Annotated in this window: 27 protein-coding genes; 21 read left to right on the top strand and 6 right to left on the bottom strand. The window is 64.8% G+C overall.

Annotated features, from left to right (window positions below; translation table 11 throughout):
- The first annotated feature begins 36 nt into the window (after positions 1 to 36).
- The 7 genes from aroQ to Azoinq_RS08910 all read left to right on the top strand — a co-directional run bounded on the left by aroQ (position 37) and on the right by Azoinq_RS08910 (position 6,381).
- Entirely contained in the window at positions 37 to 537 is a 501-nt protein-coding gene (gene aroQ / locus Azoinq_RS08940) for a type II 3-dehydroquinate dehydratase (protein ID WP_216129867.1), read from the top strand.
- Positions 538 to 603: 66 nt separating this feature from the next.
- The gene (accB, locus tag Azoinq_RS08935) at positions 604 to 1,059 is read left to right on the top strand and encodes an acetyl-CoA carboxylase biotin carboxyl carrier protein (protein ID WP_216129869.1); all 456 of its coding nucleotides are present in this window, start codon (positions 604 to 606) and stop codon (positions 1,057 to 1,059) included.
- A 13-nt stretch (positions 1,060 to 1,072) separates the two neighbouring features.
- The gene (accC, locus tag Azoinq_RS08930; protein WP_216129871.1) at positions 1,073 to 2,434 is read left to right on the top strand and encodes an acetyl-CoA carboxylase biotin carboxylase subunit; all 1,362 of its coding nucleotides are present in this window, start codon (positions 1,073 to 1,075) and stop codon (positions 2,432 to 2,434) included.
- 8 nt (positions 2,435 to 2,442) lie between these two features.
- Positions 2,443 to 3,330, top strand: coding sequence for a 50S ribosomal protein L11 methyltransferase (prmA, locus tag Azoinq_RS08925; RefSeq protein WP_216129873.1), 888 nt, complete (start codon positions 2,443 to 2,445; stop codon positions 3,328 to 3,330).
- Complete coding sequence (locus tag Azoinq_RS08920) at positions 3,327 to 4,574, top strand: DUF3426 domain-containing protein (RefSeq protein WP_216129875.1); 1,248 nt, start codon at positions 3,327 to 3,329, stop codon at positions 4,572 to 4,574. The genes prmA and Azoinq_RS08920 overlap by 4 nt, the downstream gene beginning before the upstream one ends.
- Before the next feature lie 113 nt (positions 4,575 to 4,687).
- The gene (locus Azoinq_RS08915) at positions 4,688 to 5,083 is read left to right on the top strand and encodes a diacylglycerol kinase (RefSeq protein WP_216129877.1); all 396 of its coding nucleotides are present in this window, start codon (positions 4,688 to 4,690) and stop codon (positions 5,081 to 5,083) included.
- Between the two features lie 62 nt (positions 5,084 to 5,145).
- Entirely contained in the window at positions 5,146 to 6,381 is a 1,236-nt protein-coding gene (locus Azoinq_RS08910) for a glycosyltransferase family 4 protein (protein WP_216129879.1), read from the top strand.
- A gap of 96 nt (positions 6,382 to 6,477) precedes the next feature.
- Here the strand turns inward: Azoinq_RS08910 and Azoinq_RS08905 are convergent, their stop codons facing one another.
- Both Azoinq_RS08905 and Azoinq_RS08900 read right to left on the bottom strand, forming a co-directional pair.
- Positions 6,478 to 7,029, bottom strand: a complete 552-nt coding sequence (locus tag Azoinq_RS08905; RefSeq protein WP_216129881.1) for an OmpA family protein — start codon at positions 7,027 to 7,029, stop codon at positions 6,478 to 6,480.
- A 2-nt stretch (positions 7,030 to 7,031) separates the two neighbouring features.
- Complete coding sequence (locus Azoinq_RS08900) at positions 7,032 to 7,511, bottom strand: MarR family winged helix-turn-helix transcriptional regulator (RefSeq protein WP_216129883.1); 480 nt, start codon at positions 7,509 to 7,511, stop codon at positions 7,032 to 7,034.
- 580 nt (positions 7,512 to 8,091) lie between these two features.
- Between Azoinq_RS08900 and Azoinq_RS08895 the strand changes: the two genes are divergently transcribed.
- From Azoinq_RS08895 to Azoinq_RS08880, 4 genes are all read left to right on the top strand, one after another.
- Positions 8,092 to 9,027 (top strand): carbohydrate kinase family protein, encoded by a 936-nt coding sequence (locus tag Azoinq_RS08895; protein ID WP_216129885.1) that lies wholly within the window; start codon positions 8,092 to 8,094, stop codon positions 9,025 to 9,027.
- A 24-nt stretch (positions 9,028 to 9,051) separates the two neighbouring features.
- The gene (locus Azoinq_RS08890) at positions 9,052 to 9,519 is read left to right on the top strand and encodes an outer membrane lipoprotein (protein WP_216129887.1); all 468 of its coding nucleotides are present in this window, start codon (positions 9,052 to 9,054) and stop codon (positions 9,517 to 9,519) included.
- Positions 9,520 to 9,671: 152 nt separating this feature from the next.
- Positions 9,672 to 10,439 (top strand): GNAT family N-acetyltransferase, encoded by a 768-nt coding sequence (locus tag Azoinq_RS08885; RefSeq protein ID WP_216129889.1) that lies wholly within the window; start codon positions 9,672 to 9,674, stop codon positions 10,437 to 10,439.
- Positions 10,440 to 10,443: 4 nt separating this feature from the next.
- Positions 10,444 to 11,265 carry a lysophospholipid acyltransferase family protein gene (locus Azoinq_RS08880; protein ID WP_216129890.1) on the top strand — a complete coding sequence of 274 codons (822 nt, stop codon included), beginning with the start codon at positions 10,444 to 10,446 and terminating at the stop codon, positions 11,263 to 11,265.
- Positions 11,266 to 11,378: 113 nt separating this feature from the next.
- Here the strand turns inward: Azoinq_RS08880 and Azoinq_RS08875 are convergent, their stop codons facing one another.
- Positions 11,379 to 12,209 (bottom strand): symmetrical bis(5'-nucleosyl)-tetraphosphatase, encoded by an 831-nt coding sequence (locus Azoinq_RS08875; RefSeq protein ID WP_216129892.1) that lies wholly within the window; start codon positions 12,207 to 12,209, stop codon positions 11,379 to 11,381.
- A 170-nt stretch (positions 12,210 to 12,379) separates the two neighbouring features.
- The gene (polA, locus tag Azoinq_RS08870) at positions 12,380 to 15,115 is read right to left on the bottom strand and encodes a DNA polymerase I (RefSeq protein ID WP_216129894.1); all 2,736 of its coding nucleotides are present in this window, start codon (positions 15,113 to 15,115) and stop codon (positions 12,380 to 12,382) included.
- Between the two features lie 19 nt (positions 15,116 to 15,134).
- Between polA and Azoinq_RS08865 the strand changes: the two genes are divergently transcribed.
- From Azoinq_RS08865 to Azoinq_RS08825, 9 genes are all read left to right on the top strand, one after another.
- Positions 15,135 to 15,872, top strand: coding sequence for an LOG family protein (locus tag Azoinq_RS08865; RefSeq protein ID WP_216129896.1), 738 nt, complete (start codon positions 15,135 to 15,137; stop codon positions 15,870 to 15,872).
- 33 nt (positions 15,873 to 15,905) lie between these two features.
- Positions 15,906 to 16,250 carry a DUF2782 domain-containing protein gene (locus Azoinq_RS08860; protein ID WP_216129898.1) on the top strand — a complete coding sequence of 115 codons (345 nt, stop codon included), beginning with the start codon at positions 15,906 to 15,908 and terminating at the stop codon, positions 16,248 to 16,250.
- Between the two features lie 16 nt (positions 16,251 to 16,266).
- Positions 16,267 to 17,241, top strand: coding sequence for a homoserine kinase (locus tag Azoinq_RS08855; RefSeq protein WP_216129900.1), 975 nt, complete (start codon positions 16,267 to 16,269; stop codon positions 17,239 to 17,241).
- 144 nt (positions 17,242 to 17,385) lie between these two features.
- Positions 17,386 to 18,138: a BPSS1780 family membrane protein gene (locus Azoinq_RS08850; RefSeq protein ID WP_216129902.1), complete on the top strand. Its 753-nt coding sequence runs from the start codon at positions 17,386 to 17,388 to the stop codon at positions 18,136 to 18,138.
- A gap of 10 nt (positions 18,139 to 18,148) precedes the next feature.
- Positions 18,149 to 18,928 carry a BPSS1780 family membrane protein gene (locus Azoinq_RS08845; protein ID WP_216129904.1) on the top strand — a complete coding sequence of 260 codons (780 nt, stop codon included), beginning with the start codon at positions 18,149 to 18,151 and terminating at the stop codon, positions 18,926 to 18,928.
- The gene (gene nadD, locus Azoinq_RS08840; RefSeq protein ID WP_216129906.1) at positions 18,912 to 19,577 is read left to right on the top strand and encodes a nicotinate-nucleotide adenylyltransferase; all 666 of its coding nucleotides are present in this window, start codon (positions 18,912 to 18,914) and stop codon (positions 19,575 to 19,577) included. Before Azoinq_RS08845 ends, nadD begins: the two co-directional genes overlap by 17 nt.
- Before the next feature lie 84 nt (positions 19,578 to 19,661).
- The gene (gene rsfS, locus Azoinq_RS08835) at positions 19,662 to 20,039 is read left to right on the top strand and encodes a ribosome silencing factor (RefSeq protein ID WP_216129908.1); all 378 of its coding nucleotides are present in this window, start codon (positions 19,662 to 19,664) and stop codon (positions 20,037 to 20,039) included.
- Positions 20,036 to 20,506: a 23S rRNA (pseudouridine(1915)-N(3))-methyltransferase RlmH gene (gene rlmH / locus Azoinq_RS08830; protein ID WP_216129910.1), complete on the top strand. Its 471-nt coding sequence runs from the start codon at positions 20,036 to 20,038 to the stop codon at positions 20,504 to 20,506. The genes rsfS and rlmH overlap by 4 nt, the downstream gene beginning before the upstream one ends.
- A gap of 12 nt (positions 20,507 to 20,518) precedes the next feature.
- Positions 20,519 to 21,139 carry a Maf family protein gene (locus Azoinq_RS08825; RefSeq protein ID WP_216129912.1) on the top strand — a complete coding sequence of 207 codons (621 nt, stop codon included), beginning with the start codon at positions 20,519 to 20,521 and terminating at the stop codon, positions 21,137 to 21,139.
- Positions 21,140 to 21,417: 278 nt separating this feature from the next.
- Here the strand turns inward: Azoinq_RS08825 and Azoinq_RS08820 are convergent, their stop codons facing one another.
- Both Azoinq_RS08820 and trhP read right to left on the bottom strand, forming a co-directional pair.
- Positions 21,418 to 22,527 carry a hypothetical protein gene (locus tag Azoinq_RS08820; protein WP_216129914.1) on the bottom strand — a complete coding sequence of 370 codons (1,110 nt, stop codon included), beginning with the start codon at positions 22,525 to 22,527 and terminating at the stop codon, positions 21,418 to 21,420.
- Positions 22,528 to 22,536: 9 nt separating this feature from the next.
- On the bottom strand, positions 22,537 to 23,856 hold the full coding sequence (gene trhP, locus Azoinq_RS08815) for a prephenate-dependent tRNA uridine(34) hydroxylase TrhP (protein WP_216129915.1): 1,320 nt from the start codon (positions 23,854 to 23,856) through the stop codon (positions 22,537 to 22,539).
- 170 nt (positions 23,857 to 24,026) lie between these two features.
- Between trhP and rng the strand changes: the two genes are divergently transcribed.
- On the top strand, positions 24,027 to 25,502 hold the full coding sequence (gene rng / locus Azoinq_RS08810; RefSeq protein ID WP_216129917.1) for a ribonuclease G: 1,476 nt from the start codon (positions 24,027 to 24,029) through the stop codon (positions 25,500 to 25,502).
- Positions 25,503 to 25,511: the final 9 nt, after the last annotated feature.

Raw genomic sequence — 25,511 nt, 5'->3', positions numbered from 1 at the left:
GGACAAAATGCGCCGATTTACGGCAAACTTGCAGACATGAAGAAGCAGACTTCCCAGTCCTCGAAGTCCGCCAAAAGCGGAGTTCAGGCAGAACAACTGCGGATCCTGGTGCTACATGGTCCTAACCTCAACCTGTTAGGCACCCGGGAACCGGAAATCTATGGGCACACCACCCTGGCGGATATCAATCGTCGCCTGGCCTGCCGCGCCAAAGAGGCAGGCATCGTGCTGGAAAGTTTCCAGAGCAACCACGAAGGCGCCTTGATCGAGTGCATCCACGCCGCCCGGGACCAGAGCGTGAACGCCATCATTTTCAATCCAGCGGCCTACACCCACACCAGCGTGGCTATCCGGGACGCCCTGGCAGGGGTGGATATTCCCTTTGTGGAAGTCCATCTCTCCAACGTCTTCGCCCGGGAACCCTTCCGCCACCACTCCTATTTTTCCGATCTGGCGATCGGCGTCATCAGCGGTCTGGGTGACGAGGGCTATGCCTTGGCCCTGGAATTCCTGCTGAACCGCCTCAGCCCCAACTAAAACCGGTTTCTTATTGGTTGTTCACCCCCACCGCCCGACTTGGGCGGTTTTTTCTCGGGAGAGATCATGGATTTGCGCAAGCTGAAAAAACTCATCGACCTGGTACAGGAATCCGGCATTTCCGAACTGGAAGTCACGGAAGGGGAAGAAAAAGTCCGGATCGCCAAGCAAGGCCCGGTCGTTTCCGCCCAGCCCACCTATGTCCAAGCCCAACCCATGATGGCCGCACCGGCCGCTGCGGCCCCCGCCGCTGCGCCGACGGCGGATGAAGATGACGGTATTCCGGAAGGGCATGTGGTCAAAGCCCCCATGGTAGGCACCTTCTACCGGGCTCCCTCCCCCGGCGCCGAAGCCTTTGTGGAAGTGGGTCAGACGGTCAAACAGGGGGATACCCTGTGCATCATCGAAGCCATGAAGCTGCTCAACGAAATCGAGGCTGACGCCTCCGGCACCATCAAGGCCATTTTGCTGGACAACGGGGAGCCGGTGGAATTCGGCGAACCCCTGTTCGTCATCGGCTAAGGAGCCGCCCTCCATGTTCGACAAAGTTCTTATCGCCAATCGGGGCGAGATTGCCCTGCGGGTCCAGCGGGCCTGCCGGGAGCTGGGCATCAAGACCGTGGTGGTCCATTCCGAAGCGGATCGGGAAGCCAAGTACGTGAAGCTGGCTGACGAATCCGTCTGTATCGGTCCGGCCGCCTCCGCCCAGAGCTACCTCAATATTCCGGCCATCATTTCCGCCGCCGAAGTCACGGACGCCCAGGCTATTCACCCGGGCTACGGCTTTCTCTCGGAAAACGCGGATTTCGCCGAACGCACGGAAAAATCCGGCTTCGTCTTCATCGGCCCCCGGGCCGACACCATCCGCCTGATGGGGGACAAGGTGTCCGCCAAGGCCGCCATGAAGGCCTCCGGCGTGCCCTGCGTACCGGGTTCGGACGGCGCCCTGCCGGAAGACACCAAGGAAATCATCAAAATCGGCCGGGAAGTGGGTTATCCGGTGATTATCAAGGCCTCTGGCGGTGGTGGCGGCCGGGGCATGCGGGTGGTGCATACGGAAGCCGCCCTCATCAACGCCGTCCAGACCACCCGGACGGAAGCCCAGGCGGCTTTCGGCAATCCCACGGTGTACATGGAAAAATTCCTGGAAAATCCCCGTCACGTGGAAATCCAGGTACTGGCCGACGAATACAAGAGCGCCATTTATCTGGGGGAACGGGACTGCTCCATGCAGCGCCGCAACCAGAAGGTCATCGAAGAAGCGCCGGCCCCGGGCATTCCGCCCCGGCTCATCGCCCGCATCGGCGAACGCTGCGCCGAAGCCTGCCGCCGCATCGGCTACCGGGGCGCCGGCACCTTTGAATTCCTCTACGAAAACGGGGAGTTCTATTTCATCGAAATGAACACCCGGGTTCAGGTGGAACACCCGGTCACCGAGTTCATCACCGGGGTGGATATCGTCCAGGAACAAATCCGCATCGCCGCCGGGGAAAAGCTCCGCTACAAGCAGCGGGACATTGAAATTCGCGGTCACGCGGTGGAATGCCGGATTAACGCGGAAGATCCCTTCACCTTCGTCCCCAGTCCGGGCAACATCGAATGGTGGCATCCACCCGGCGGCCCAGGGGTGCGGGTGGATTCCCACGTTTATTCCGGCTACCGGGTTCCGCCCTACTACGATTCCATGATCGGCAAGATCATCACCTACGGGGACACCCGGGAGCAGGCCATCCGCCGGATGCGCATTGCCCTCTCCGAAACCGTGGTGGAAGGCATCAAGACCAATATTCCCCTGCACCAGGAACTGATGCTGGACGCCAATTTCATCAAAGGCGGCACCAGCATTCATTACCTGGAACACAAACTCGCCGCTAAAGGCGAGGTGAAAGGAAACTGAGGCTCAACGTGCCCTGGCTCAATTTGCATTGTCTTTTGGATGCCGCCGGGGCCGAAGCCCTGGCGGAAGCCCTCATGGACGTGGGCGCCCTGTCCACCAGCATTGAGGACGCGGACGCGGGTACCCCGGCGGAAACCCCCCAGTTCGGCGAACCGGGCATGGATTCCAGCGCCGCCTGGGACCATTCCCGCCTTACCGCCCTGTTCGGTACGGACAAGGACCCGGTAATCGCCCTGGGGGCGGCCTGCGCCGCCGTAAATCTGCCCCTGCCCGCCTACACCCTGGAAGAGGTGGAAGAACAAAACTGGGTGCAGATCACCCAGGCCCAATTTGACCCCATCCCCATTTCCCCCCGACTGTGGATCGTGCCCTCCTGGCACCAGGCCCCGGACCCGGAGGCCATTAACCTGATTCTGGACCCGGGCATGGCCTTCGGTACCGGCTCCCACCCCACCACCCGGCTCTGCCTGGAGTGGCTGGAACGCCATGTCACCGCCGGATGCAGCCTGCTGGATTACGGCTGTGGCTCGGGCATTCTGGCCATTGCCGCTGCCCGCCTGGGCGCCGGGCAGGTCACGGGGGTGGATATTGACCCCCAGGCGGTGGAAGCCGCCCGGGCCAATGCGGAACGGAACCAGGTGGGTATAGAATTCAGCGATTCCCACCAACCGGTGACGGGCCAATACGACATCGTGGTCGCCAACATTCTCTCCAATCCCCTGAAAGCCCTGGCCCCCGCCCTGGCCTCCCACGTCCGCCCCGGCGGCTGGCTGGCTCTGTCCGGCATCCTGGCCCAGCAGGCGGAAGAACTGATGGCCATTTATCGCACCTACTTTGCCATGGCCGTGGCCGACGAGCGGGAAGGATGGGTGTGCCTGGAAGGGCGTAAAGCATGATGTTCACCCGGTGTCCCCAATGCCAGACCACCTTCCGCGTCACCCCGGAGCAGCTTAAAGCCCGGGGCGGCCAGGTCCGTTGCGGACATTGCCAGGGCGTCTTCAACGCCCTGGAACATCTCCTGGAAGAGGAACCCCGGAGCACCGCTCCGGCCCCCCTCTCTGACGCGCCGGTCGCCGCACCTACCGCACCTACCGCACCTACCGCACCTGCCGCACCTGCTCCTGCTCCTGCTCCTGCTCCTGCTCCTGCTCCCAACAGGGTAAAGGAAGAGGAAGCGGTGGCAACCCCGGCGGCGCCATTCACCCCGGCTCCCGCCTTGGCCCCCGCTCCTGCCCCGACACCGGAACCGGCCCCCATCCCGGCCCTTCCGCTCGAGACGGAGCCCTTGGCCTCCGAGCCGGAACAAGCCCTGCGCCTGGAGCCCCATCTGGCTCCGGCGGAACCCGTCGTCCCCGTCACCGTTGAGTCCCCGGTGACGCCGGACCAGGCCCCGATTACGGAAGAGAACGAAAACCCAGCTCCCGAAGCCGCTGCCGAGGACTCCCCGATGGAGTCGGCGGAAGAACTGCTGGAGGACGACCCGGCGCCCCTGGCGGAAGAAGGCCCGGTCATCGGCCCCGCCGCCCTGGAACCGGCCGAGCCACTGGCGGCCAGCGACGACCCCATCCTGCCCCGGGATACCACCTCCATCCCGGGCTACAACAAATGGGCGGAAACCCCCCTGGGTACGGGCAGCCAGCCCCTGGCTTCCCTGGATGCCCCCCACCGGCCCCGCTGGCCCTTCATTCTGGCAGCCCTGGCCCTGAGCCTGCTGCTGGCGGGTCAGGTGGTGTATCGCTTCCGTACCGACATCACCATCGCCCTGCCCGGTCTGGGGCCCCTTTTCACCCAGGTAGGCTGGGCCGTGCCCCTGCCCCGCAAGGCGGAGCTGGTGGCCATCGACGACTCGGACCTCCAGTCGGACGCAGCCCACAACCGGCTCATTCTTTCCGCCACGGTGCATAACCGGGCCCCTTACGACCAGGCTCTGCCGGCCCTGGAACTGGCCCTGACGGATACCCGGGACAGCATCATCGCCCGCCGGGTGCTGCAAGCGGCGGATTACCTGCCGGAAAAAGACAGCCAGGGGCGGCCCCGCCCCAGCCGCTTCGCCGCCAATGGGGAACTGCCGGTCCACCTCTGGCTGGACGGCACCAACCTGGGCGCCGCGGGCTACCGGCTCTACGTCTTCTACCCCTAACCGTCACGGCGCCGTAACACGGGCGCCTTAAGCTGGGGGCAAGAACAGGCGCAAAGCCGAGCTTCCAACCGTCTCCGCCCTTCCTCGGGAAGGGCTTTTTCTTGCCCCCGCCCATGACCCCAGCCGACGACAAAACTCCCCAGGAAAGCCCCTTCAAGGGCAAAACCGGTCTGGAACGCCTGTGGAACGCCACCCATTATTCCCTGGACGGCCTGCGGGCCGCCTACCGCCACGAAGACGCCTTCCGCCAGGAAGTCTGGCTCGCCCTAGTACTCATCCCCACCGCCCTTTTCAGCCCGGCGGCCCCGGTAGGCAAGGCCCTCATGGTGAGCAGCCTGTTCCTGGTGCTGATCGTGGAGCTGGTCAATTCGGCCATTGAAGCGGCGGTGGATCGCATTTCCCTGGAAAACCACCGGCTGGCCAAGCGGGCCAAGGACATCGGCAGCGCCGCCGTCTTCACGGCCCTGACCAACGTCATCCTGGTCTGGGCCCTGGTGCTCCTGGGCTGACGTCACCCAAGTTTCATAGAACCGTCACCGGGCCGCAATCGGCCCCCGCCAGCATGGCTGGCATGAGCGATAGCGACCTCCTCCCCCTCTGTATCCAGGACTACGCGCCCGCCCAGCGCCAGCTGCGGGTAGCTGTAGTCACCGAAACCTATCCGCCGGAAGTGAATGGGGTGGCCATGACTTTAGGCCGCATGGTGGAGGGCCTCATCCGCCGGGGCCATCAGGTCCAACTGGTGCGCCCCCGCCAGACCCCGGAGGACCGGCCCCAGCAGGACGGGGGTCTGGAAGAATTCCTCGCCACCGGCGTCCCCATTCCCCGCTATGCCGGATTGAAGCTGGGCATGCCCGCCAAGCGGGCGTTGAACCGGCTCTGGGCCCTGCAACGGCCCGACCTGGTCCACGTGGTGACGGAAGGCCCCCTGGGCAATTCAGCCATCGCCGCCGCCCACAAGCTAAAGCTGCCCGTCACCTCCGACTTCCACACCAATTTTCACGCCTACAGCCGCCATTACGGCATCGGCTGGCTGCAACGGCCCATCGCCGCCTACCTGCGGCGCTTTCACAATCACACGGAAGCCACCTTCGTCCCCACCCACCAGCTGGCCCGGGAATTGGAGGTGGACGGCTACGCCAATCTTCAGGTAGTGGCCCGGGGAGTGGACACCCGCTTGTTCTCCCCGGAACGGCGCTCGGAAGCCTTGCGCTCCAGCTGGGGCGCGGGACCGGAGGATCTGGTGGTGCTCTCCGTGGGGCGCATGGCCCCGGAAAAAAACCTGCCCCAGGTACTGGAAGCCTTTGCCGCCATCCGGACCGTCCGGCCCGAGGCCAAGCTGGTGTTCGTGGGGGACGGACCGGCCCGCCAGCCCTTGCAGAATCGCCACGGAGAACACGTTTTTGCCGGGATGCGGCGGGGAGAAGACCTGGCCGCCCACTACGCCTCCGGGGATTTGTTCCTTTTCCCCAGCGTTACGGAAACTTTCGGCAATGTGACCCTGGAAGCCCTGGCCAGCGGCCTGGCGGTGGTGGCCTACGACTATGCGGCGGCCGCCGAACTGGTGCGCCCCGGGGAAAACGGCCTGCTCGCCCCCCCGGGGGATTTACCCGCCTTTTGCCAGGCGGCCACCCAGGCCGCCGCCCCAGAGACCCTTCTGCGCTTGCGGGCCAATGCCCGGGAAAGCATTCTGGATCACGACTGGGAGCGGATTCACGACGCCTTCGCGGGAGCCCTGGTGCGCGCCGTCAAAAGCCACGAGCGGCGCCAGCAGGCTGCCTCCGCCATCGTCATGGCCCCGGACTGACACGGGGCCGTCCTAAAAAGCGGAAAGGGGCGACGACAGCGTCACCCTGGGCGGATCAGATAGCCGAAGAGGGACCAACGGGCAGGCGGGACGCCCCTATTCGATGAGGCGCACTTCCACCCGACGCTCCTGCTGGAGGCAGGTTTCGTTGCGGCAGGTGGGGGAGGCCCCCTCACTGCCCACGGGCATTTTTTGAATTTGGGCGGAGCGCACTCCCCGCTTCACCAATTCGGAGGCCACGGCGCTGGCCCGGCGCTCAGCCAGGGCCACACAGAATTCCGGGCTGCCCTGGTCATCCGTATGGGCCACCAGGAGCACATTCTTGTGCCGATCCCCCTTCAACTGGTCCGCCACCTCGTCCAGCAGGGGCGCTGCGCTATTGGGCACCCGGGAGGAATCGCTGGCGAAAAAGATACTCCGGCTAGGGTCCACCGCCGCTGTTGCCACCCCCCCCTTGGTAATGCGGGCGCGCTTGGGGGACGCCTTGGTGGGCAATACACCGGCATCAGTTCCGTCGTCATCCGCCTGGGCCTGATCCTCCCCGGCGGGAGCACTACCCAGGGTGGCACAGCCCCCGGTGAGGAGCAGCAGCCCGCTTAAGGCCGCCAGGGCAAAACACCGGCAGGACCGGCTGAGATTGATAGTCATGGTCACAAATCCGCCAAAGGTTTATCCGCAAACTTGTCGTCCCGCATCCGTAGCTGGCCGATGACCTCGGAAAGGGAGGCGTCGAGCCGGTTCAAGGTGGCGTCCGGCAAGGCCAGCAGGGCTTCCGGCAAAATGCCTTCCACCGGGCCGGGCACCTGGGCCAGGGTGGCTTCTGCCGCCGGGCCGGGCACCAGCCCCACCCGACGCAGGTCCGCCTGGCTGCGCTCCTTGCGCACAAAGCCCCGGGCCACCAGCTTTTCCACCAGCTGACTGCAGGTGGACTGGTGAATGGAAAGGCGCTCCGCCAATTCGGAAATGCCCACCCCCGGGGTATGGACCACTTCCTGCAACAGCCACAGCTGGGAGCCGGACACCCCGCAGGAATGCTCCACCTGGCGGAAATGCTGACGCACCGAGCCAAAGATGAGGCGAAATTTCTTCAATACCTGAAGGGGTAGTTGCTGCTTGTCTTCTTCTGTCAAACCAAACTCCACAAACGCCATGGGCGCAGCTTCCGCTCCGTCGCCCGGGGCCGGCCCGCTGGCGGGCAAGTCCCCCGGCGCCCAGGGGCGGAAAAGGTAAAGCTTGCATTATATATTTATATAAATTATATTGATAACAATGATTTTTGAGGGGAAGCCCAAACCGGCAGGGATCGGAAGCTTTCCGGTTCTACTTTTAAACCCTTCCCCTCTTCCAGCAATGACGGCCATCAGGACCAGGCCCTTAGGGCACCTTCTCCCTGGCCGTTCCCGGAGCATCTTGGCGCTAGGCGCCCTCCGGTCGCCGTCACCCTTTCCCGTCGAAGGCCTTTCTTCCCCTTCGACACCCGTCAGAGCCGCCCACTTCAAGTCCGGGCGGAGCATCCCACTTCTGACGGACGGCAGCCTTTTCTTGGCAAGCAGGAAACAAGCGAGCGGGTGAGTTGAGGAGCTTCCCATTCCTTGATCGATTTGGAGGGGCCAATCGGCCCCTCGTTTTTTATCCCCATCCCCCGCCAACACCGCCCAAGAAGCCGGGGCAGGTATAATCTCCAGCTTTCATCCCTTCCCCTTTTCTCCCATGAGCGCCCTGATCTGCGGCTCCGTCGCCTACGACAACATCATGGTCTTTCCGGACCGTTTCAAGAACCACATTCTGCCGGAACAGATCCACATCCTTAACGTCTCCTTCCTGGTGCCCGAACTGCGCCGGGAATTCGGCGGCTGCGCCGGCAACATCGCCTACAGCCTCAAGCTGCTCGGGGGTGAGCCCCTGATCATGGCCACCGTGGGCCAGGATGGGGATGCCTATCTGCAACGGCTGGACGAGCTGGGCCTGAATCGCCGCCATGTGCGCCGCCTGGACGACAGCTTCACCGCCCAGGCCTTCATCACCACGGACCTGGACGACAACCAGATCACCGCCTTCCACCCAGGGGCCATGACCTATTCCCACCTGCTCAAGGTCACGGCGGAAGATGGGGTGCGCCTGGGCATTGTGGCGCCGGACGGCCGGGACGGCATGATCGGCCACGCCCAGCAATTCGCCGAATGCGGCATTCCCTTCATCTTCGATCCGGGTCAGGGCATGCCCATGTTCTCCGGAGAAGAGTTGCTGACCTTCCTGGATCAGGCCACCTACGCCACCTTCAACGATTACGAGGCCAAGCTGCTCTGCGAACGCACCGGCCTGTCCCTGGACCAGCTAGCCACCCGGGTGGACGCCTTGATCGTCACCCTGGGGGGAGACGGCTCCCACATTTACCACGGCGGGCAAAGGCTGGTCATTCCCAGCGCCAAGGCGGAAGCCCTGCTGGACCCCACGGGTTGCGGCGACGCCTACCGGGCCGGTCTGCTGTACGGCATTGAACAGGGCATGGACTGGGATCAGACCGGCCGGCTGGCCTCCCTGCTGGGTGCCCTGAAAATCGCCTGCGCCGGGCCCCAGAACCACCATTTCACCCGGGATTCCCTGGCCCAGCGCTATTGTCAGGAATTCGGCAGCCGCCTCTGGTAAAAAATCCGTCCCAAGGAGAAACCCATGAACACCCTTTCCCGTCGTCCCTCCCTCGTACTGGCCCTGATGGCCGCCCTGACCCTGGCCGGTTGCGCCACCTCCCAATCCGGTGACGTCTATTCCCGGGATCAGGCCCAGCAGGAAATGACCGTACGCATGGGGGTGGTGGAATCCGTGCGTCAGGTCACCATTGAAGGCACCCGGAGCGGGGTAGGCACCGTGGCGGGGGCCGCCATCGGCGGCGTGGCCGGCAGCAACGTGGGTGAAGGCAAGGGTTCCACCGTGGCCGCCATTCTGGGCGCCGTGGCTGGCGGCCTGGCAGGCTCCGCCCTGGAAAACAAGACCACGGGCAAGGCTGGCCTGGAAATCACCGTGCGCCTGGATAACGGCCAATACACGGCCATCGTTCAGGAAGCCACGGGGGAAGCCTTCGCCCCCGGGGAAAAGGTGCGCATTCTCTCCGGCAACGGCACCAGCCGGGTCACCCACTAGGCCTTTTTCGGGACGGCCCGCTCCGGCGGCCGTCCTGGTTCGGGGCTCCATTTTCGCCCCCGGCCCGTCACGGAAACTTAACTCGGCGGCAACCTGGCCGTAACCGCTGCTGCCTATCTTTTGTCCCCATGATAACGACAGGGATAAAAGATATGCGCGATCAACAAGCCTCGCTTCAGCAACAGACGGCCAAGACCGTCGCCCGCAACCTCTCCGTCAGCATCGCCGAAAGCGAGCGGGAAATCCTGGATGCCCAACGCCTGCGCTACCGGGTTTTCGGCCAGGAAATGGGGGCCAAGCTGCCCACCCGGATTCCCGGCGTGGATCAGGACATCTACGACGCCTACTGCGATCACTTGGTGTGCCGGGACGAAAACACCGGGGAGGTGATCGGCACCTATCGCATTCTGTCCCCCGCCAACGCCCGGCGCATCGGCAGCTACTACACAGAAAACGAGTTCGACCTGACCCGGCTCCAGCATCTGCGTCCCCAGCTGGTGGAAATCGGCCGCTCCTGCGTTCATCCGGATTACCGCAGCGGTGCCACCATTACCCTGCTGTGGGCCGGACTGGCCCGCTACATGCTAGAAAATGGCTATGAATACCTGGTGGGCTGCGCTTCCGTAAGCATGGCGGATGGGGGCCATGGCGCCGCCTCCCTCTACCATCGCCTGCAAACCCACATGAGCCCCCTGGAATACCGGGTCTTCCCCCGCTGCCCCCTGCCCCTGGCGGCCCTGGACCAGGACGGTCCGGCGGAAACCCCGCCCCTGATCAAGGGCTACCTCCGGGCCGGGGCCTGGATCTGCGGCGAACCGGCCTGGGATCCGGATTTCAACACCGCCGACCTGCCCGTGCTCATGCCCATGTCCCGCATCGACCAGCGCTACGCCAAGCACTTCCTGGGGCGTCAGGGCTAAATCCATGGCGGCTTCCACCCCTACCATCGGACTGGGAGGCTGGCTGCGTCTGGCGCTTTTGGGGCTCCATCTAGCCCAGGGCACGGCCACCGTGGCCCTGGTCTATCCCTGGCTGCCCCTGGCCTGGCGCCTGGCCCTGAAAAAGCGCTGGTCCCGCCGCCTGCTGGCCATTCTGGGCATCCGCCTGGAAACCCCGCAAGCCCCCCTCCCCGCCGCCTCCCTGATTGTGGCCAATCACGTGTCCTGGCTGGACATTTACCTCATCAACGCGGTTCAGCCCAGCGCCTTCATCGCTAAGGCGGAGGTGCGCCAATGGCCCCTGATCGGCTGGCTCTGCGCCCACACGGACACGGTTTTTCTGGAGCGGGGCAGCCGCAGCCACGCCAAGGTGGTGAATGGGCAGATCGCCGCCCTGTTCCAAGCCGGGCAACGGGTCGCCCTGTTTCCGGAAGGCACCACTACGGACGGCCGCCAGCTCCTGCCCTTCCACGCCGCCCTGCTGCAACCGGCCATAGACGCGGGCCGCCCCATTACGCCCCTGGCCCTGACCTACCGCACGGCGGCGGGCCTGCCCCAGACCGCCCCGGCCTATGCGGGGGACACCACTATGTGGCAAAGCCTGCTGGCCATTCTGGCCGCCCGGGGGGACATCCGGGTCAGCCTCCATCCTGCCCCCGCCCTGGCCACGGATCAGGGCCATCACCGGCGGGAACTGGCCGCCGCCGCCCGGGCCGCCATTGCCGCCGGTCTGGATTTACCGGGGGAAAGGGCCGCCAACGATCCGGGCCAGGAAACCGGACTCCCAGCCCGGCCCGCCCTGGCCTGAAGCCCTAGCAGTAACCACGAAAAGCCCCCAAACAGGGGGCTTTTTTATGGGGCTGGTTGCCTAAACGGGCCATGGCGACGGAGACAGAGCAACCCGTCTCGCTGGCTCCCGGCCTAGTCGAAGAGCTGGGGCACCGCTTCCCCGGGAGCGCAATCCACCTGATAAATCTTGCGCTTGGGCAACTTCATGGCGGTCAGGCAACCGCCCCATAGGCAGCCCGAATCCAGGGCCATGAGATTGGGTTCCACATGGAGCCCCAGGGCCGACCAGTGGCCGCAGACAATGGTCACGTCCCGGCTGCGCCGCTCGGGCACGGCAAACCAGGGCAGGTAGCCCTTGGGGGCGTTGCTCACCTTGCCCTTGGCCTTGAACTCCATCACCCCCTTGGGGGAGCAGAACCGCATCCGGGTCATGGCATTGACCACCACCCGCAGCCGCTCCCAGCCGGTCAGACCGTCGTCCCAGGCGTTGGGCTCGCTGCCCCAGAGGTGGGCCAGACAATCCCGGAAATTTTCTCCTTGCAGGGCGGTTTCCACTTCCCGGGCCAGGGCCCGGGCCTGGACCGCGGACCACTGGGGCAGCAGCCCGGCATGGACCAGGACATAGCCATCCTCCAGGTGCATTAGGGGCTGGTGGCGCAGCCAGAAGAGCAGCTCTTCCCGATCCGGGGCGGCCAGCACCTCGTCCAAGGTGTCGTCCTTGCCCCGCTTACCAAAACCTTCCGCCAGCATGATGAGGGACAGGTCGTGGTTGCCCAGCACGGTGAGGGCCGCGTCCCCCAGGGATTTAACGAAACGGAGGGTTTCCAGGGAACGGGGCCCCCGGTTCACCAGGTCACCCACCAGCCACAACCGGTCCTTTTTCGGATCGAAGTGGCAACGATCCAGCAGGCGGCGCAGGGAGTCGTAGCAGCCCTGGATGTCGCCGACAGCGTAAATAGCCATGACAAATCTCGCTTGTTTTTATGTTCAAAGGGGATGGGAGCGCACCGGCACACGCCAGTCTCCACCCACCCCGGGCAGGCCCCCGGCCCACCCTTGCTGCTGACCGCAAAAACGCCCGTTGGTTGCCTCCCGGGCCGAAATTAGCCCGCCGACGGCAGCCCCAGGGAACGTCAGTGGGCCTGATCCCAATTGTCCCCTTCCCCCACGTCCACCACCAGGGGCACCCCCAGGCTGGCCACCTGGGTCATGAGGGGAGGCAGCTCCTGACGCACCCGGGCCAATTCGTCCTCGGGCACTTCCAGCACCAGTTCATCGTGGACCTGAAGCACCATGCGGGTTTTCAGGCCATTTTTCTCAATCCAGCCCTGGACGCCGATCATGGCCAGCTTAATCAAATCCGCCGCCGTCCCCTGCATGGGGGCGTTGATGGCCGCCCGTTCGGCAGCCTGACGGCGCCCGGCCTGGCTGGCCCGGATGTCGGGGAGCCAGAGACGACGGCCGAACACGGTTTCCACATAGCCCCGATCCTTGGCCAGGGCCCTGGTGTCTTCCATGTATTTGGCCACCCCGGGGTAGCGGGCGAAATAGCGCTCAATGTAGGCCTGGGCAGCGCTCCGCTCCAGTCCCAGATTGCGGGCCAGACCGAAGGCGGACATGCCGTAGATGAGGCCAAAATTGATCACCTTGGCGGTACGCCGTTGCTCGGAACTCACTTCCAGGGGCGTTACCCCGAAAATTTCCGCGGCCGTGGCCCGGTGTACGTCTTCTCCCTGGGCAAAGGCTTGGGTCAGGCCCTTGTCCCGGGACAGGTGGGCCATGATGCGCAGCTCGATCTGGGAATAGTCGGCGGACAGAATGCGGCAGCCCGGAGGGGCAATAAAGGCGGCGCGGATACGCCGTCCTTCCGGGGTACGCACCGGAATATTCTGCAAATTGGGGTCGCTGGAGGCCAGGCGCCCGGTCACCGCAACCGCCTGGGAATAGCTGGTATGGACCCGGCCCGTATGGGGATTGACCATGCGGGGCAGCTTGTCCGTATAGGTGCTTTTCAGCTTGGCCAGGCCACGGTAATCCAGCAGCAGCTTGGGCAGGGGATAGTCCAGGGCCAGTTCGGTGAGCACCTCTTCGTCCGTGGACGGAGCGCCCCCCGGGGTCTTTTTCAGCACCGGCAGGCCCAGTTGCTGGAAGAGAATTTCCGCCAGCTGCTTGGGAGAATTGAGGTTGAAGGGCCGTCCCGCCGCTTCGTGGGCCCGGGCTTCCAGCTCATTGAGTTTGACGCCCAGATCCAGGCTTTGCTGTTCCAGCAGGCCACTGTCGATGAGCACCCCCTGGCGCTCCATGGCGAACAGCACCTCCCGCACCGGCAGTTCGATGTCCCGGTAAATGCGGGCCAGGCTGTCTTCGTTGCAGATAGCCGGATAGAGGGCTTCATGGACCCGCAGGGTGAGATCCGCATCCTCCGCCGCGTATTCCCGGGCCTTTTCCAGGTCCACCTCGGCAAAACCGATCTGGTTCGCCCCCTTGCCGCACACATCGGTGTAGGACAGCAGGTCGTTAATGCCCAGGTGGCGCCGGGAAAGCTGCTCCAGGTCGTGGCCCTTGTCGCTTTCCAGCACATAGGATTCCAACAGGGTGTCGTGGGCCACTCCGGCCAGGGCAATGCCGTGGTTGGCAAAAACGTGCTGGTCGTATTTCAGGTTCTGGCCCAGTTTGGCCTTGGTGGGGTCTTCCAGCCAGGGCTTGAGCTTGGCCAGGACCTCCTCCCGGGGCAGCTGGGGCGGCACCCCGGCGTAATGGTGGGCCAGGGGCAAATAGGCGGCCATGCCCGGGGTCAGGGCAAAGGACATGCCCACCAGACGGGCGTCCAGGGGCTCCAAGCTGGTGGTTTCCGTATCCAGGGACACCAGGGGAGCGGCTTCCAGGCGGGCCAACCAGGCGTCGAAGGTGGGCCAGTCCAGAATCAGTTCATAGGCTTGGCGATGGGCCCCATCCGCCGCCACCGGCGCCGGGGTTCCTTCCCCGGCCCCTGGGACGGGGGCGCTATCTCCCTGGGGCCCGCTCACTTCCTTCAACCAGCTGCGGAAATCGAAACGGCTGTAGAGCTGGGCCAGTTTGGGCCGGTCCGGGGTCCGGGGCGCCAGCTCGGCAACCTGGGCCGGCAACTCCAGATCGCAGACGATGGTCACCAGTTTGCGCCCCAAAGGCAGAAAATCCAGGGCCTGGCGCAGATTCTGGCCCACCACCCCGGGCACCTGATCCGCGTGGGCCACCAGATTGTCCAGGGAGCCGTACTGGCTCAGCCATTTGACCGCAGTCTTGGGACCGCATTTAGTCACCCCGGGCACGTTGTCCACCGTGTCCCCCATAAGGGCCAGGTAATCCACGATGCGCTGGGGAGGCACGCCAAATTTAGCTTCCACCCCCGCTTCGTCCAGGGTTTCGTCGCTCATGGTATTCACCAGGGTGACCCGGGGATTCACCAGCTGGGCCATGTCCTTATCCCCGGTGGAAATCACCACCTCCAGCCCCTGGGCCGCCGCCTGCTTGGCCAGGGTGCCGATCACATCGTCCGCCTCCACCCCGTCCACCATGAGCAGGGGCCAGCCAGCCGCCTGGATGCATTCGTGGAGGGGTTCGATCTGGCGCACCAAATCCACCGGCATGGGGGGCCGCTGTGCTTTATACTCCGGGTACCATTCGTCGCGGAACGTCTTGCCTTTGGCGTCGAAAATGCAGGCTTTGTAGGCGATATCCCGTGCCTTGAAGTCACTTTCCAGCCGGCGTAGCATGTTCAGGACGCCATAAATGGCCCCCGTAGGCTCGCCTGCCTTGTTGCGCAGGTCCGGCAGTGCATGAAACGCACGGTAAAGGTACGACGAGCCGTCCACCAGCAACAACATCGGCATAAATCCATCCACACTGAGAATGAGCGAAAAAGACAAGCTACCCCGCATGGCCAGCGCCCATAGCGCCGATCCCACGAATCCGGCTTACTCGGCCCGGGAATCCTGGCGGGTATTCGGCATTATGGCAGAATTCGTTGAGGCCACCGAACGGCTGTCCGCCATCCGGCCCGCCGTTTCCATCTTCGGCAGCGCCCGGGTGCCCCCGGATTCGGCTTACTACATGCAGGCGGAAAAAATCGCCCGGCTCCTGTCCGACGCGGGCTTCTCGGTGATTTCCGGCGGCGGTCCGGGCATTATGGAAGCGGCCAACAAGGGCGCCTATTTCGGCAAAAGCCCTTCCGTGGGCCTCAACATCCAGCTGCCCCACGAACAGGTATCCAACCCGTTCCAGGACATTTCCCAGACCTTTCGCCACTTTTTCGCCCGCAAATTCATGTTCGTGAAGTGCGCCAGCGCCTACGTGGTCATGCCCGGGGGCTTCGGCACCCTGGACGAATTGCTGGAAGCCCTGACCCTGATCCAGACCGGCAAAAGCCGCAAGATTCCCCTGATCCTGGTCCATGAACCCTTCTGGCGGGGCCTGCTGGACTGGTTCAAGGACCGTCTGGTAAGCGAACACATGATCGCCCCCCAGGATCTGGATCTGATCCAGGTGATTAACGAACCGGAAGAAGTGGTGGAGGCCATCTTCAAGCACTACGAGAGCCGGGGCTTCAATCCCCTGCCGGCGGAGCGGGAGATGCTCCTCAATTTGTAATAGAATCAGCCCACGACACCCACAGGAACTCTCATGCGCCGTCTGCTTTCCCTGCTGGCCTTTGCCTGCCTGGCCACTCCCCTTTTCGCCTTGAGCGCCCAAGCTGCGGACGCCAAGCCCCTGCCCGCCGATCCCCCGCCCCCCCCCGCCATGGCGCCGGTGGACGACAGCGCTGAGCCCCAGGTGACCATCAAACAGCGGGAAAACGACACGGTGGAAGAGTACCGGGTCAACGGCAAGCTCTACATGGTCAAGGTCATCCCCACCCACGGCACCCCCTACTTCCTGGTGGACGAACAGGGCACGGGCAATTTCGTGCGCAAGGAATCCAACGACTCTGGCGTTCGAGTCCCCATGTGGGTGATCGGCACCTTCTGATCCTCCGGCTGTTTCCGTGTCCGTCTTCACCCCCGTCAGCCGGGAGGCTCTGGCCGCCTGGCTGACAGCCTATGATCTGGGCCCCCTGGAGCAATTCCAGGGCATCGCCGCCGGGGTGGAAAACAGCAATTTCTTCGTTTCCACCGGTCGGGGCGATTGGGTACTCACCCTCTTCGAACGCCATACCCCGGAAAGCCTGGCCGTCTATCTGGCCTTCATGGCCCATTTGGCCGCTCGGCACATTCCCTGCCCCGCCCCCGTAGCGAACCGACAGGGGCAGCACCTGGGCCGCCTCTGCGACCGTCCCGCCGCCCTCTTTACCCGTCTGGCGGGACGTCCGCCGGAAGCCCCCAATCCCGCCCAATGTGCCGCCATGGGCCAGGCCCTGGCCCGTCTCCATCTGGCGTCCCGGGACTTCCAGCCCCCCGGCCTGACCCTACCCCCCCATTGCCGGGACCAGGCCTGGCGTCAGCGCACTGGCGCCGCCCTGGCTCCCCGCCTGAGAGCGCCCCGGCAAGCCCTGCTGGCCCGGGCCCTGACCGCCACCGCAGCCGGCCCGGCCCTGCCCCGGGGCCTGATCCACGCCGACCTGTTTCGGGACAACACCCTGTTCCAGGGAGATCAGCTGACCGGCATCCTGGACTTCTACTTCGCCGGAGAGGAAGACCTGGTCTTCGATCTGGCGGTGGTGGTCAATGACTGGTGCCTGCCCCCCGAGGCCGAGGCCCGGGGCCAGGAATGCCTGGACCCCACTCGCCTCGCCGCCCTGTTCCAGGCCTACCGGAAAGTGCGCCCCTTGAGCCCGGCAGAACTGGCGGACTGGCCCCGCCAGCTGCGGGCCGCCGCCCTGCGCTTCTGGCTCTCCCGCCAGGAGGACGCCCTGGCACCCCGTCCGGGAGAGCTGGTAACGGTGAAGGACCCGGAACATTTCCGCCGCTTGCTGGTCTGGTTGTTGGACGCCACCCCGGCCCAGCTCACCCCGGCCCCCTGAGGCCCCCGGGCCACGGGGGCGGATTTTCCCGAAAAGCCGCCAAATCCCGCGCCGGAGCGGTAGTCACCCGGGGCAAAGGCTGCGATAATTCAGGATGCATCGACACCCCTGTCCCTGCCCCGTATTTTCCCCTGCCCCCCATCCATGACCGCCGATCCCCACTCTTTTCCCCTTCCTCCGACGCCGTTCTCCGGAGATAGCCGCATCGCCGACCCCGGTGCCCCGGTGGAGTGGCTGCGCTACGGCTGGGGTGTTTTTGAGAAAAATCCCGGGGTCTGGGTGGGCCTGATGGCCCTCTTCCTGGTACTCATCATCGCCACCGCCATGGTGCCCCTGGTGGGCGGGCTGGCCGCCCATCTGCTACTGCCCCTGCTGATCGCCGGAATGCTCACGGCGGTACGCAAGGCGGAAATGGACGAAGAATTCCGCATCGGCGACCTGTTTTTGGGCTTTAAGGAAGAAACCAGCGGCTTGGTGCTTCTGGGGGTGCTGTACATGGCGGGCTGGCTGATTATCGAAGTCTGCATGACCCTGCTGGGGGGCAGCGCCATCCTGGGTGGCTTTCTCAGCGGCCATCCCCTCATGGGCATGAGCATCGCCATCGGCGGCATGTTCCTGGCTTTTATCCTCAGCCTGGCCCTCTCCATTCCCCTTTTCATGGCCACCTGGTTTTCCCCGGCCCTGGTGCTGTTCAACCACATGCAGCCCTGGGCCGCCTGCAAGGCCAGTTTCCACGCCTGCCTGAAAAATCTGGTGCCTTTCCTGGTGTTTGGCATCATCTTCGCCGTACTCGCCTTCGTGGCCGCCCTGCCCATGGGCCTGGGTTTCCTGGTCCTGGGACCGGTCATGTTCGGCGCCCTCTATGCTTCTTACCGGGATATTTTCCCCGGCTCCTGATCGTCTCTTCATGCAAGCCCTGACCCTGTCCGCCGGCCAAGGCTGGCGCTGGTTGCCCGCCGGGTACCGGATGTTCCGCCGCAACCCGCCCCTGCTGACCCTGCTGGTCCTCACCTACTGGCTGTGCCTGGCCCTGATCAGCATTTTCCCCCTGGTGGGGGGCGTCATTTCCTATCTGGCCCTGCCCGCCCTGTCCGTCATGCTCATGAACGGCTGCCGCCTGGTGGAACGGGAGCAGCGGCCCAAGCTGCCCCTCCTGCTCACCGGCATCCAGCGCCAGCCCCAGGCCTTAGTGCTGCTGGGAGGCATCTATCTGGTGGCCCTGGTGTGCATCATGGGTTTGAGCGCCCTGGTGGATCAGGGCGCCCTGTTCAATTTCATTTTTGCTGGCAAAAGCGTGCCGGAAGACGCCCTGGAAAACGGCCAGTTCGCGCTTTCCGCCGGACTCGCCCTGCTGCTGGTGACCCCCGTGGTCATGGCCTACTGGTTCGCCCCCCTGCTGGTGGCCTGGCACGGCTGCAAGCCCGTAAAAGCCCTGTTTTTCAGCTTTGTCGCCTGCAAGCGTAACTGGCGCCCCTTTCTGGCCTATGCCCTGAATGTGGCCCTGTGGAGCGGTATTTTTCCCGCCGCCCTGCTCGCCCTCTGCGCCGCCCTGTTCGCCGACGCCGCCGGTTTCGTTTCTGCCCTGCTGACCGTGCCCCTGGTGCTGATCCTGGCCCCCACCCTGATGGCCAGCTTCTACGTCAGCTACCGGGAAATCTTCCTCGAAGACGATGTCATCCAGGCCTGAGGCGCGCCCCCTCGGACTTTTCGGCGGCACCTTCGACCCGGTGCATCTGGGCCATCTGCGCCTGGCGGAAGAAGGGGCGGAAAGCCTGGGCCTGGCCCAGGTGCGCTGGATTCCCGCCGGTCAGCCCCCCCACCGGGAAGCCCCCCGGGTCACCCCGGCCCATCGCCTGGAGATGGTGCGCCTGGCCATTGGGGACAACCCCCTGTTTTCCCTGGATGACGCCGAAGTGGCAGCCCGGGAACCCAGCTACACGGTCCGTACCCTGGAACGGCTGCGCACCCAGGAGGGAGCGGAGCGGCCCCTGGTGCTGCTCCTGGGCGCCGACGCCTTTGCCGGGCTGGCGTCCTGGCACCGCTGGCAGGACATTCTGGGCCTAGCCCATGTGGCAGTAGCCCACCGGCCCGGCTTTACCGTGGCCGCTGCCAACCTGCCCCCGGCTTTGGCTCCAGAATTCCAGGCCCGGCGCTGTTCTCCGGAAGCCCTGGCGGCGTCCCCGGCGGGCTGCATCGCCACCTTTGCCATGACCCAGCTGGCCATTTCCGCCACCCAGGTACGCAATCTCCTGCTCAACGGCCGCAGTCCCCGCTATTTGCTGCCCGCCCAAGTTATCGCTTATATTGAAGCCCACGGTTTGTACCGCAACACCTAGGGCTTCGCCCCCGGCAAGCTGCCGCGATTTATCAGCCGTTCGCCTCATTTTTCAACCTTTTTACTCCCCAATCTTCGACAATTCATGGAAGTCAGCAAACTGGAACACCTGGTGGTGGAAGCCCTGGAAGACATCAAGGGCAAGGACATTCAGATCATCGACACCACCCCCCTTACCTCCCTTTTCGACCGGGTCATCATCGCCAGCGGTGACTCCAACCGGCAGGTCAAATCACTGGCCCGCAGTGTCCAGGAAATGGTCCGGGAAGCGGGAGGGGAAGTCATTTCCGTGGAAGGGGAAGAAAACGGCGAATGGGTGCTGGTGGATCTGGGGGACGTGGTGGTCCACGTCATGCAGCCCGCCGTACGCAGCTATTACAACTTGGAAGAAATCTGGGGCGGGGAACCGGTGGCGCCCCGCCGCACCGGCCTCTTTAACGGAGACGGCCGCCCGGTCCTATGAAACTGGCTATTCTCGCCGTGGGCCACCGGCTCCCGGACTGGGTCGCCGAAGGTTGCCAGGAATACCTGAAGCGCATGCCCCGGGAAATGCCCGTGGCGGTGCACGAAATCAAGCCCGAACCCCGGAGCGGCGGCAAAACCCGGGAACAGCTCATGGCGGCGGAAAAGCAGCGGATTCAGGCCGCCCTGCCCCACAACGCCCGGATCATCGCCCTGGACGAGCGGGGCGACAATCTCACCACGCTCCAGTTGGCCCAGCGCCTGGAACAGTGGATGCAGGACGGCCGGGACGTGGCCTTTCTCATTGGCGGCGCCGACGGCCTGGACCCGGCCCTGAAATCCCAGGCCGACGGTATGCTGCGGCTCTCCAGCCTGACCCTGCCCCACGCCTTCGCCCGCCTGATGCTTTGCGAACAGATTTACCGGGCTTGGAGTGTCATCCACAACCATCCCTACCATCGGGAATAGGGAAGCCCGCCCATGACCATTCCCCTGCCGCCCCGCATTTACCTGGCCTCCCACAGCCCCCGCCGGCGGGAGCTGCTGACCCAGATCGGCGTCCTGTTCGACAGCCTCATCTCCCGGGGCTCCCCCCGCCAGGACCCGGAAGTGGATGAAACCCCTTTCCCCGGGGAAGACCCGGTGGCCTATGTGCAACGGGTCACCCTGGCCAAGGCGGAACACGGGGTCCGGCTCATGACCATGCGCCACCTCATCGCCCAGCCGGTGCTGGCCGCCGACACCACGGTGGCGGTGGACGGCCAGATTCTGGGTAAACCCAAGGACGGAGCGGATGCGGAACGGATGCTGAAACTGCTGTCCGGCTCCAGCCATCGGGTGCTCACCGCCCTGGCCCTGGTCTGGAACGACCAGACCCGCAGCACCCTGTCGGAAACCATGGTGCACTTCCGTCCCCTGGAACCGGGGGAAATCGCCCGCTACATCGCCAGCGGCGAACCCATGGACAAGGCCGGGGCCTACGGCATCCAGGGCCGGGCCGGACTATTTGTCCGACGCCTGGAAGGCAGCTACAGCGGCGTCATGGGCCTACCCCTGTTTGAGACCGGCGAACTGCTGCGGGAATGCGGCTACCCCTTGTAAGGGACTGATCCGGCCGGCGGCGGGGCAACGGTTGTGGAAGCGCCCAGTGTCTCCCCTTGGCGCCCCAAAGCAGCGGGGGCTTGGCGTCGCCCTTGTTTTACCCCCCAAGTAGTTCTTCCCCACGCTTTCTGAGAGCGTCGGCTGGCGCCTAAATCAGCCGACCTCCCTCACCCGAACCCCACGCCCTCAACAAAATGGGGCTCCATGAACGCCACTTTCCCGTCTGCTTTTTCACGGCATCTTCCCCTGCGCCGTTCGGATAACGGGTTCCCCTGCGCCTATCCCCGGGGCGGGGAAAAGGGCGGTATTTCCCCGTCCCCCAGCCAGGCGGCCAGAATAGCCGCACCTTCCCGGGCCCCCGTGGCCTGGGGACAGGGAGGAGCCGTGCGAGCCCAAAGTTTTTCCAGGGCGGGCCCCAGGTGACCTGCCAGAAGGTCAGCTTGGTTCACTTCTTCGCAGCGGCCCTGGCGTTCCAGCCAGGGGATGAGGGCGTCCTGCTCCGCCCAGCCAGGGCGCCGCACATAGAGCATGGGCACCCCGTTGCAACCGGCCTCCCCAAAGGTGCCGTAACCCGGCTTGCCCACCAGGGCATCCACGGAAGCCAACAGGTCGGTAAAACGCCACTCCAGGGGCTCGTAATCCCGGGCCTGGGGCGCCACTACCCGCCAGTCCTCCGGCACCAGCCAGAGCACATCCGGCAGGGCCGGCCAGTTTTCCACCGGCAGGCGGGTAGGAAAGCCCCCCAGGGCCACCAGCACCAGCCGGGTCTGGGGGGAGACCCCCAGTTGGCGGCGCAGGGCCGCGGGGGCGGGCCGGCCCAGGGCGGCCACCGGCCCCACCGCCCAGGTGCGGGGCAGATCGGTCATGGCCATGGCCGGGGCCAGCCGTATATAGCCCCGGGCGCTCCGGTAGGCGGCCAACATCTCTTCATGGAGGGGCCGGGCCCAGGCTTCCCCGGGGAAAATGGCGGCAAATAGATCAGCCCAGTTGAGGGAACTCATGCCCAGGGCGGGTACCCCGGCCCGGGCTGCGGCGGCTAGGGGCAGATAGGCCGTGTTGGCCAGCACCAGATCGGGGGCCAGGGTACGAAGAAAAGCCGCCTCCTCTGCCACCCGCTCGGGCCAATTCCGATGGAAATCCCGGTAGGCCCGGGCGCTGGCGGCCCGATCCACATGGAGGGCATCCTCCATGCAAAAACCAAAATCCGCCGCCCGGGAAATGAGGTGAAAAGCCAGGGGTATACGGCGCCGCAGCTGGGCTTCCGGGGCGGCGCTCACCACCGTCAGGCGCAGGTCCGGCAGTCGCTCCCCCAGGGCCGCCAGCACGGGCCCGGTCTGGGAAATATGGCCGTAGCCGTGGGCGGTGATGTAGGTCACCAAATGGGGCATGAGGGCTTCCTAGAGAAAACGGGCAACAAAGGCACCCGTCAGTTCTGCTGGCAGGGGCAGCCAGACCCGGTGGCCACTCCCCGGGGCCACGGTCACTGGCTCGCCCTGAGCATTTTCCATGCGTTCCAGCACCAGCTCCCGGTTGCCCGAGGGATGAACGATCTCCAGCCGGTCCCCCAGGGCAAAGCGGTTCTTCACCCCCACTTCCATAAGGCCCCGGGCGGCATCGTAGGCCAGGGCATCCCCCACATAGAGGCTGCGTTCGCTTTCCGAATGGCCCCGCAGATAATTCTGGTAGTCCCGGTCGTGGTGGCGCTGGAAAAAGCCATCCGTATAGCCCCGGTTGGCCAGCCCCTCCAACTGGCCCAGCAGGGAGGGATCGAAGGGCCGCCCCCCCACCGCGTCGTCGATAGCCTGCCGGTAGGCCTGGCAGGCCCGGGCCACGTAATAGGGGGATTTGGTACGGCCTTCGATTTTCAGGGAATCCACCCCCATGTCCACCAGCCGCTGCACATGCTCGATGGCCCGCAGGTCCCGGGAGTTGAGGATGTAGGTGCCGTGCTCGTCCTCCTCCACGGGCATCAATTCCCCCGGCCGCTCCTGTTCTTCCAGAAGCCACACCTTCTGCTGGGGCGCCTCTGGGGCAACCGGGGCGCTGGCCCGCACATCCCCGTCCGCCCCTTCCTCCGCCCCGTGGAGCTTGTAGTCCCAGCGGCAGGAATTGGTGCAGGTGCCCTGGTTGGCGTCCCGCCGATTGAAATAACCGGAGAGCAGGCAGCGGCCCGAATAGGCAATGCACAGGGCGCCGTGGACGAACACCTCCAGCTCCATGTCCGGGCATTCCTGGCGGATTTCCGCCACCTGGTCCAGGGATAGCTCCCGGGACAGGATGACCCGGGAAATGCCCACCTGCTGCCAGAATTTCACCGCCGCGTAATTCACCGTATTGGCCTGGACGGAAAGATGGATGGGCACATCGGGCCAGGCGTCCCGAACCAGGGCGATCAGGCCCGGATCGGCCATGATCAGGGCGTCCGGCCCCAGGGCAAGCACCGGCGCCATGTCCGCCAGATAAGTGCGCACCTTGGCGTTGTGGGGAAAAACATTGCTCACCAGGTAGAAGCGCTTGCCCCGGGCCCGGGCGTCCGCCAGGCTGGCGGCCAGCACCTCCAGGTCACCGAAGGCGTTGTTGCGAGCCCGCAGGGAGTAGCGGGGCTGGCCCCCATATACGGCATCAGCGCCGAAAGCAAAGGCGGTGGTGGCCATGGCCGGGGAACCGGCGGGAGCCAGAAGTTCAGGCCGCCGGGGGGAGGAGGAAGAGGAGGGCATTGGGGTAGAATGGAAAAGTTCGGCAACGGGCCGGGAAAGGGCGCCAGTGTTCGCCCCCCGACCGGAAGCCAGGACGGTTAGCCGTCCCTGGCCGGGCATCGGCCTCTCAGGGCCGGCGCCGGCCGAACCCCGCTGCACCCACAATAAACCCGAATTTTACCCGTCCCCCCATGTCAGAAGAAATTCTCATCAACTTCACCCCCCAGGAAACCCGGGTCGCCGTCATGCAGCAGGGCGTGGCCCAGGAGCTGCACATTGAACGCACCGCCTCCCTGGGCATTGTGGGCAACATTTACCAGGGCAAGGTGGTGCGCATCCTGCCCGGTATGCAGTCCGCCTTTATCGACGTGGGTCTGGAACGGACCGCCTTTCTCCATGTGGCGGACATCTGGCAGCCCCGCAACGGAGAAAAGGGCGAGCGGACGGAGGGGGAAACCCAGCGCCCCATTGAGCGCATTCTGGCGGAAGGCCAGAGCCTCATGGTCCAGGTGATCAAGGACCCCATCGGCACCAAGGGGGCCCGGCTATCCACCCAGATTTCCGTAGCCGGACGCATGCTGGTTTATCTGCCCCAGGAAAAACATATCGGCATTTCCCAGCGCATCGAGGATGAGCAGGAACGGGAGCAGCTCCGGGAGCGCCTGGCCCGGCTGGTGCCGGAAGAGGAAACCGGCGGCTTCATCGTGCGCACCATGGCGGAAAATGCCTCGGACGAGGAACTGGCCAACGACATCGCCTTCCTGCGCAAGCTCTGGTCCGACATCCGGGCCCGCAGCCGCACCGCGGCGCCCCCTGCCCTGCTGTTCCAGGAGCTATCCCTAGCCCAGCGGGTACTGCGAGATTTCGTCAATCCGGAAACCACCAGCATCATCATCGACTCCCGGGAAAACTTCCAGAAGCTCAACGCCTTCGCCGAGGTTTACACCCCCAAGGTCACCAGCCTTCTGGTCCATTACACCGGGGAACGGACCCTCTTCGACCTGCACGGGGTGGAAGATGAAATCCAGAAGGCCCTGGCCCGGCGGGTGGACCTGAAATCCGGGGGCTACCTGATCATTGACCAGACCGAGGCCATGACCACGGTGGACGTGAATACGGGAGGCTTCGTCGGGGTGCGGAATTTCGACGACACCATTTTCAAGACCAATCTGGAAGCCGCCGTCACCATCGCCCGCCAGCTGCGCCTGCGCAATCTGGGGGGCATCATCATCATCGACTTCATCGACATGGAAACGGAAGAACATCGCCGGGCCGTGTTGGACGAATTCAACCGGGCCCTGGCCCGGGATCACACCAAGATGACGGTGAACGGCTTCACCGCTCTGGGTCTGGTGGAAATGACCCGCAAGCGCACCCGGGAATCCCTGGCCCACGTGCTCTGCGAAACCTGCCCCACCTGCCAGGGCCGGGGCGAAGTAAAAACGGCCCGCACCGTGAGCTACGAAATTCTCCGGGAACTGCTCCGGGAAGCCCGCCAATTCAATGCCCGGGAATACCGGGTTCTGGCCCATCCCTCGGTCATCGACCTCTACCTGGACGAAGAATCCCAGTCCCTGGCCATGCTCTCCGACTTCATCGGCAAACCCATCTCCCTCCAGGCGGTCACCAGCTACACCCAGGAGCAGTACGACATTGTGCTGATGTAGGCCGACCTT

Source organism: Azospira inquinata (assembly GCF_018905915.1).
GTDB lineage: Bacteria > Pseudomonadota > Gammaproteobacteria > Burkholderiales > Rhodocyclaceae > Azospira > Azospira inquinata.
Note: the sequence above shows the minus strand (reverse complement) of the source record. Positions and strands in the feature narration are given on the sequence as shown.

Bases quoted from the DNA above. Each gene is read 5' to 3' on its own strand.
- aroQ (WP_216129867.1), top strand. From the start codon at position 37: ATGAAGAAGCAGACTTCCCAGTCCTCGAAGTCCGCCAAAAGCGGAGTT.
- accB (WP_216129869.1), top strand. From the start codon at position 604: ATGGATTTGCGCAAGCTGAAAAAACTCATCGACCTGGTACAGGAATCC.
- accC (WP_216129871.1), top strand. From the start codon at position 1,073: ATGTTCGACAAAGTTCTTATCGCCAATCGGGGCGAGATTGCCCTGCGG.
- Azoinq_RS08920 (WP_216129875.1), top strand. From the start codon at position 3,327: ATGATGTTCACCCGGTGTCCCCAATGCCAGACCACCTTCCGCGTCACC.
- Azoinq_RS08915 (WP_216129877.1), top strand. From the start codon at position 4,688: ATGACCCCAGCCGACGACAAAACTCCCCAGGAAAGCCCCTTCAAGGGC.
- Azoinq_RS08910 (WP_216129879.1), top strand. From the start codon at position 5,146: ATGAGCGATAGCGACCTCCTCCCCCTCTGTATCCAGGACTACGCGCCC.
- Azoinq_RS08905 (WP_216129881.1), bottom strand. From the start codon at position 7,029: ATGACTATCAATCTCAGCCGGTCCTGCCGGTGTTTTGCCCTGGCGGCC.
- Azoinq_RS08895 (WP_216129885.1), top strand. From the start codon at position 8,092: ATGAGCGCCCTGATCTGCGGCTCCGTCGCCTACGACAACATCATGGTC.
- Azoinq_RS08890 (WP_216129887.1), top strand. From the start codon at position 9,052: ATGAACACCCTTTCCCGTCGTCCCTCCCTCGTACTGGCCCTGATGGCC.
- Azoinq_RS08885 (WP_216129889.1), top strand. From the start codon at position 9,672: ATGCGCGATCAACAAGCCTCGCTTCAGCAACAGACGGCCAAGACCGTC.
- Azoinq_RS08880 (WP_216129890.1), top strand. From the start codon at position 10,444: ATGGCGGCTTCCACCCCTACCATCGGACTGGGAGGCTGGCTGCGTCTG.
- Azoinq_RS08875 (WP_216129892.1), bottom strand. From the start codon at position 12,209: ATGGCTATTTACGCTGTCGGCGACATCCAGGGCTGCTACGACTCCCTG.
- polA (WP_216129894.1), bottom strand. From the start codon at position 15,115: ATGCCGATGTTGTTGCTGGTGGACGGCTCGTCGTACCTTTACCGTGCG.
- Azoinq_RS08865 (WP_216129896.1), top strand. From the start codon at position 15,135: ATGAGCGAAAAAGACAAGCTACCCCGCATGGCCAGCGCCCATAGCGCC.
- Azoinq_RS08860 (WP_216129898.1), top strand. From the start codon at position 15,906: ATGCGCCGTCTGCTTTCCCTGCTGGCCTTTGCCTGCCTGGCCACTCCC.
- Azoinq_RS08850 (WP_216129902.1), top strand. From the start codon at position 17,386: ATGACCGCCGATCCCCACTCTTTTCCCCTTCCTCCGACGCCGTTCTCC.
- Azoinq_RS08845 (WP_216129904.1), top strand. From the start codon at position 18,149: ATGCAAGCCCTGACCCTGTCCGCCGGCCAAGGCTGGCGCTGGTTGCCC.
- nadD (WP_216129906.1), top strand. From the start codon at position 18,912: ATGTCATCCAGGCCTGAGGCGCGCCCCCTCGGACTTTTCGGCGGCACC.
- rsfS (WP_216129908.1), top strand. From the start codon at position 19,662: ATGGAAGTCAGCAAACTGGAACACCTGGTGGTGGAAGCCCTGGAAGAC.
- rlmH (WP_216129910.1), top strand. From the start codon at position 20,036: ATGAAACTGGCTATTCTCGCCGTGGGCCACCGGCTCCCGGACTGGGTC.
- Azoinq_RS08825 (WP_216129912.1), top strand. From the start codon at position 20,519: ATGACCATTCCCCTGCCGCCCCGCATTTACCTGGCCTCCCACAGCCCC.
- Azoinq_RS08820 (WP_216129914.1), bottom strand. From the start codon at position 22,527: ATGCCCCATTTGGTGACCTACATCACCGCCCACGGCTACGGCCATATT.
- trhP (WP_216129915.1), bottom strand. From the start codon at position 23,856: ATGCCCTCCTCTTCCTCCTCCCCCCGGCGGCCTGAACTTCTGGCTCCC.
- rng (WP_216129917.1), top strand. From the start codon at position 24,027: ATGTCAGAAGAAATTCTCATCAACTTCACCCCCCAGGAAACCCGGGTC.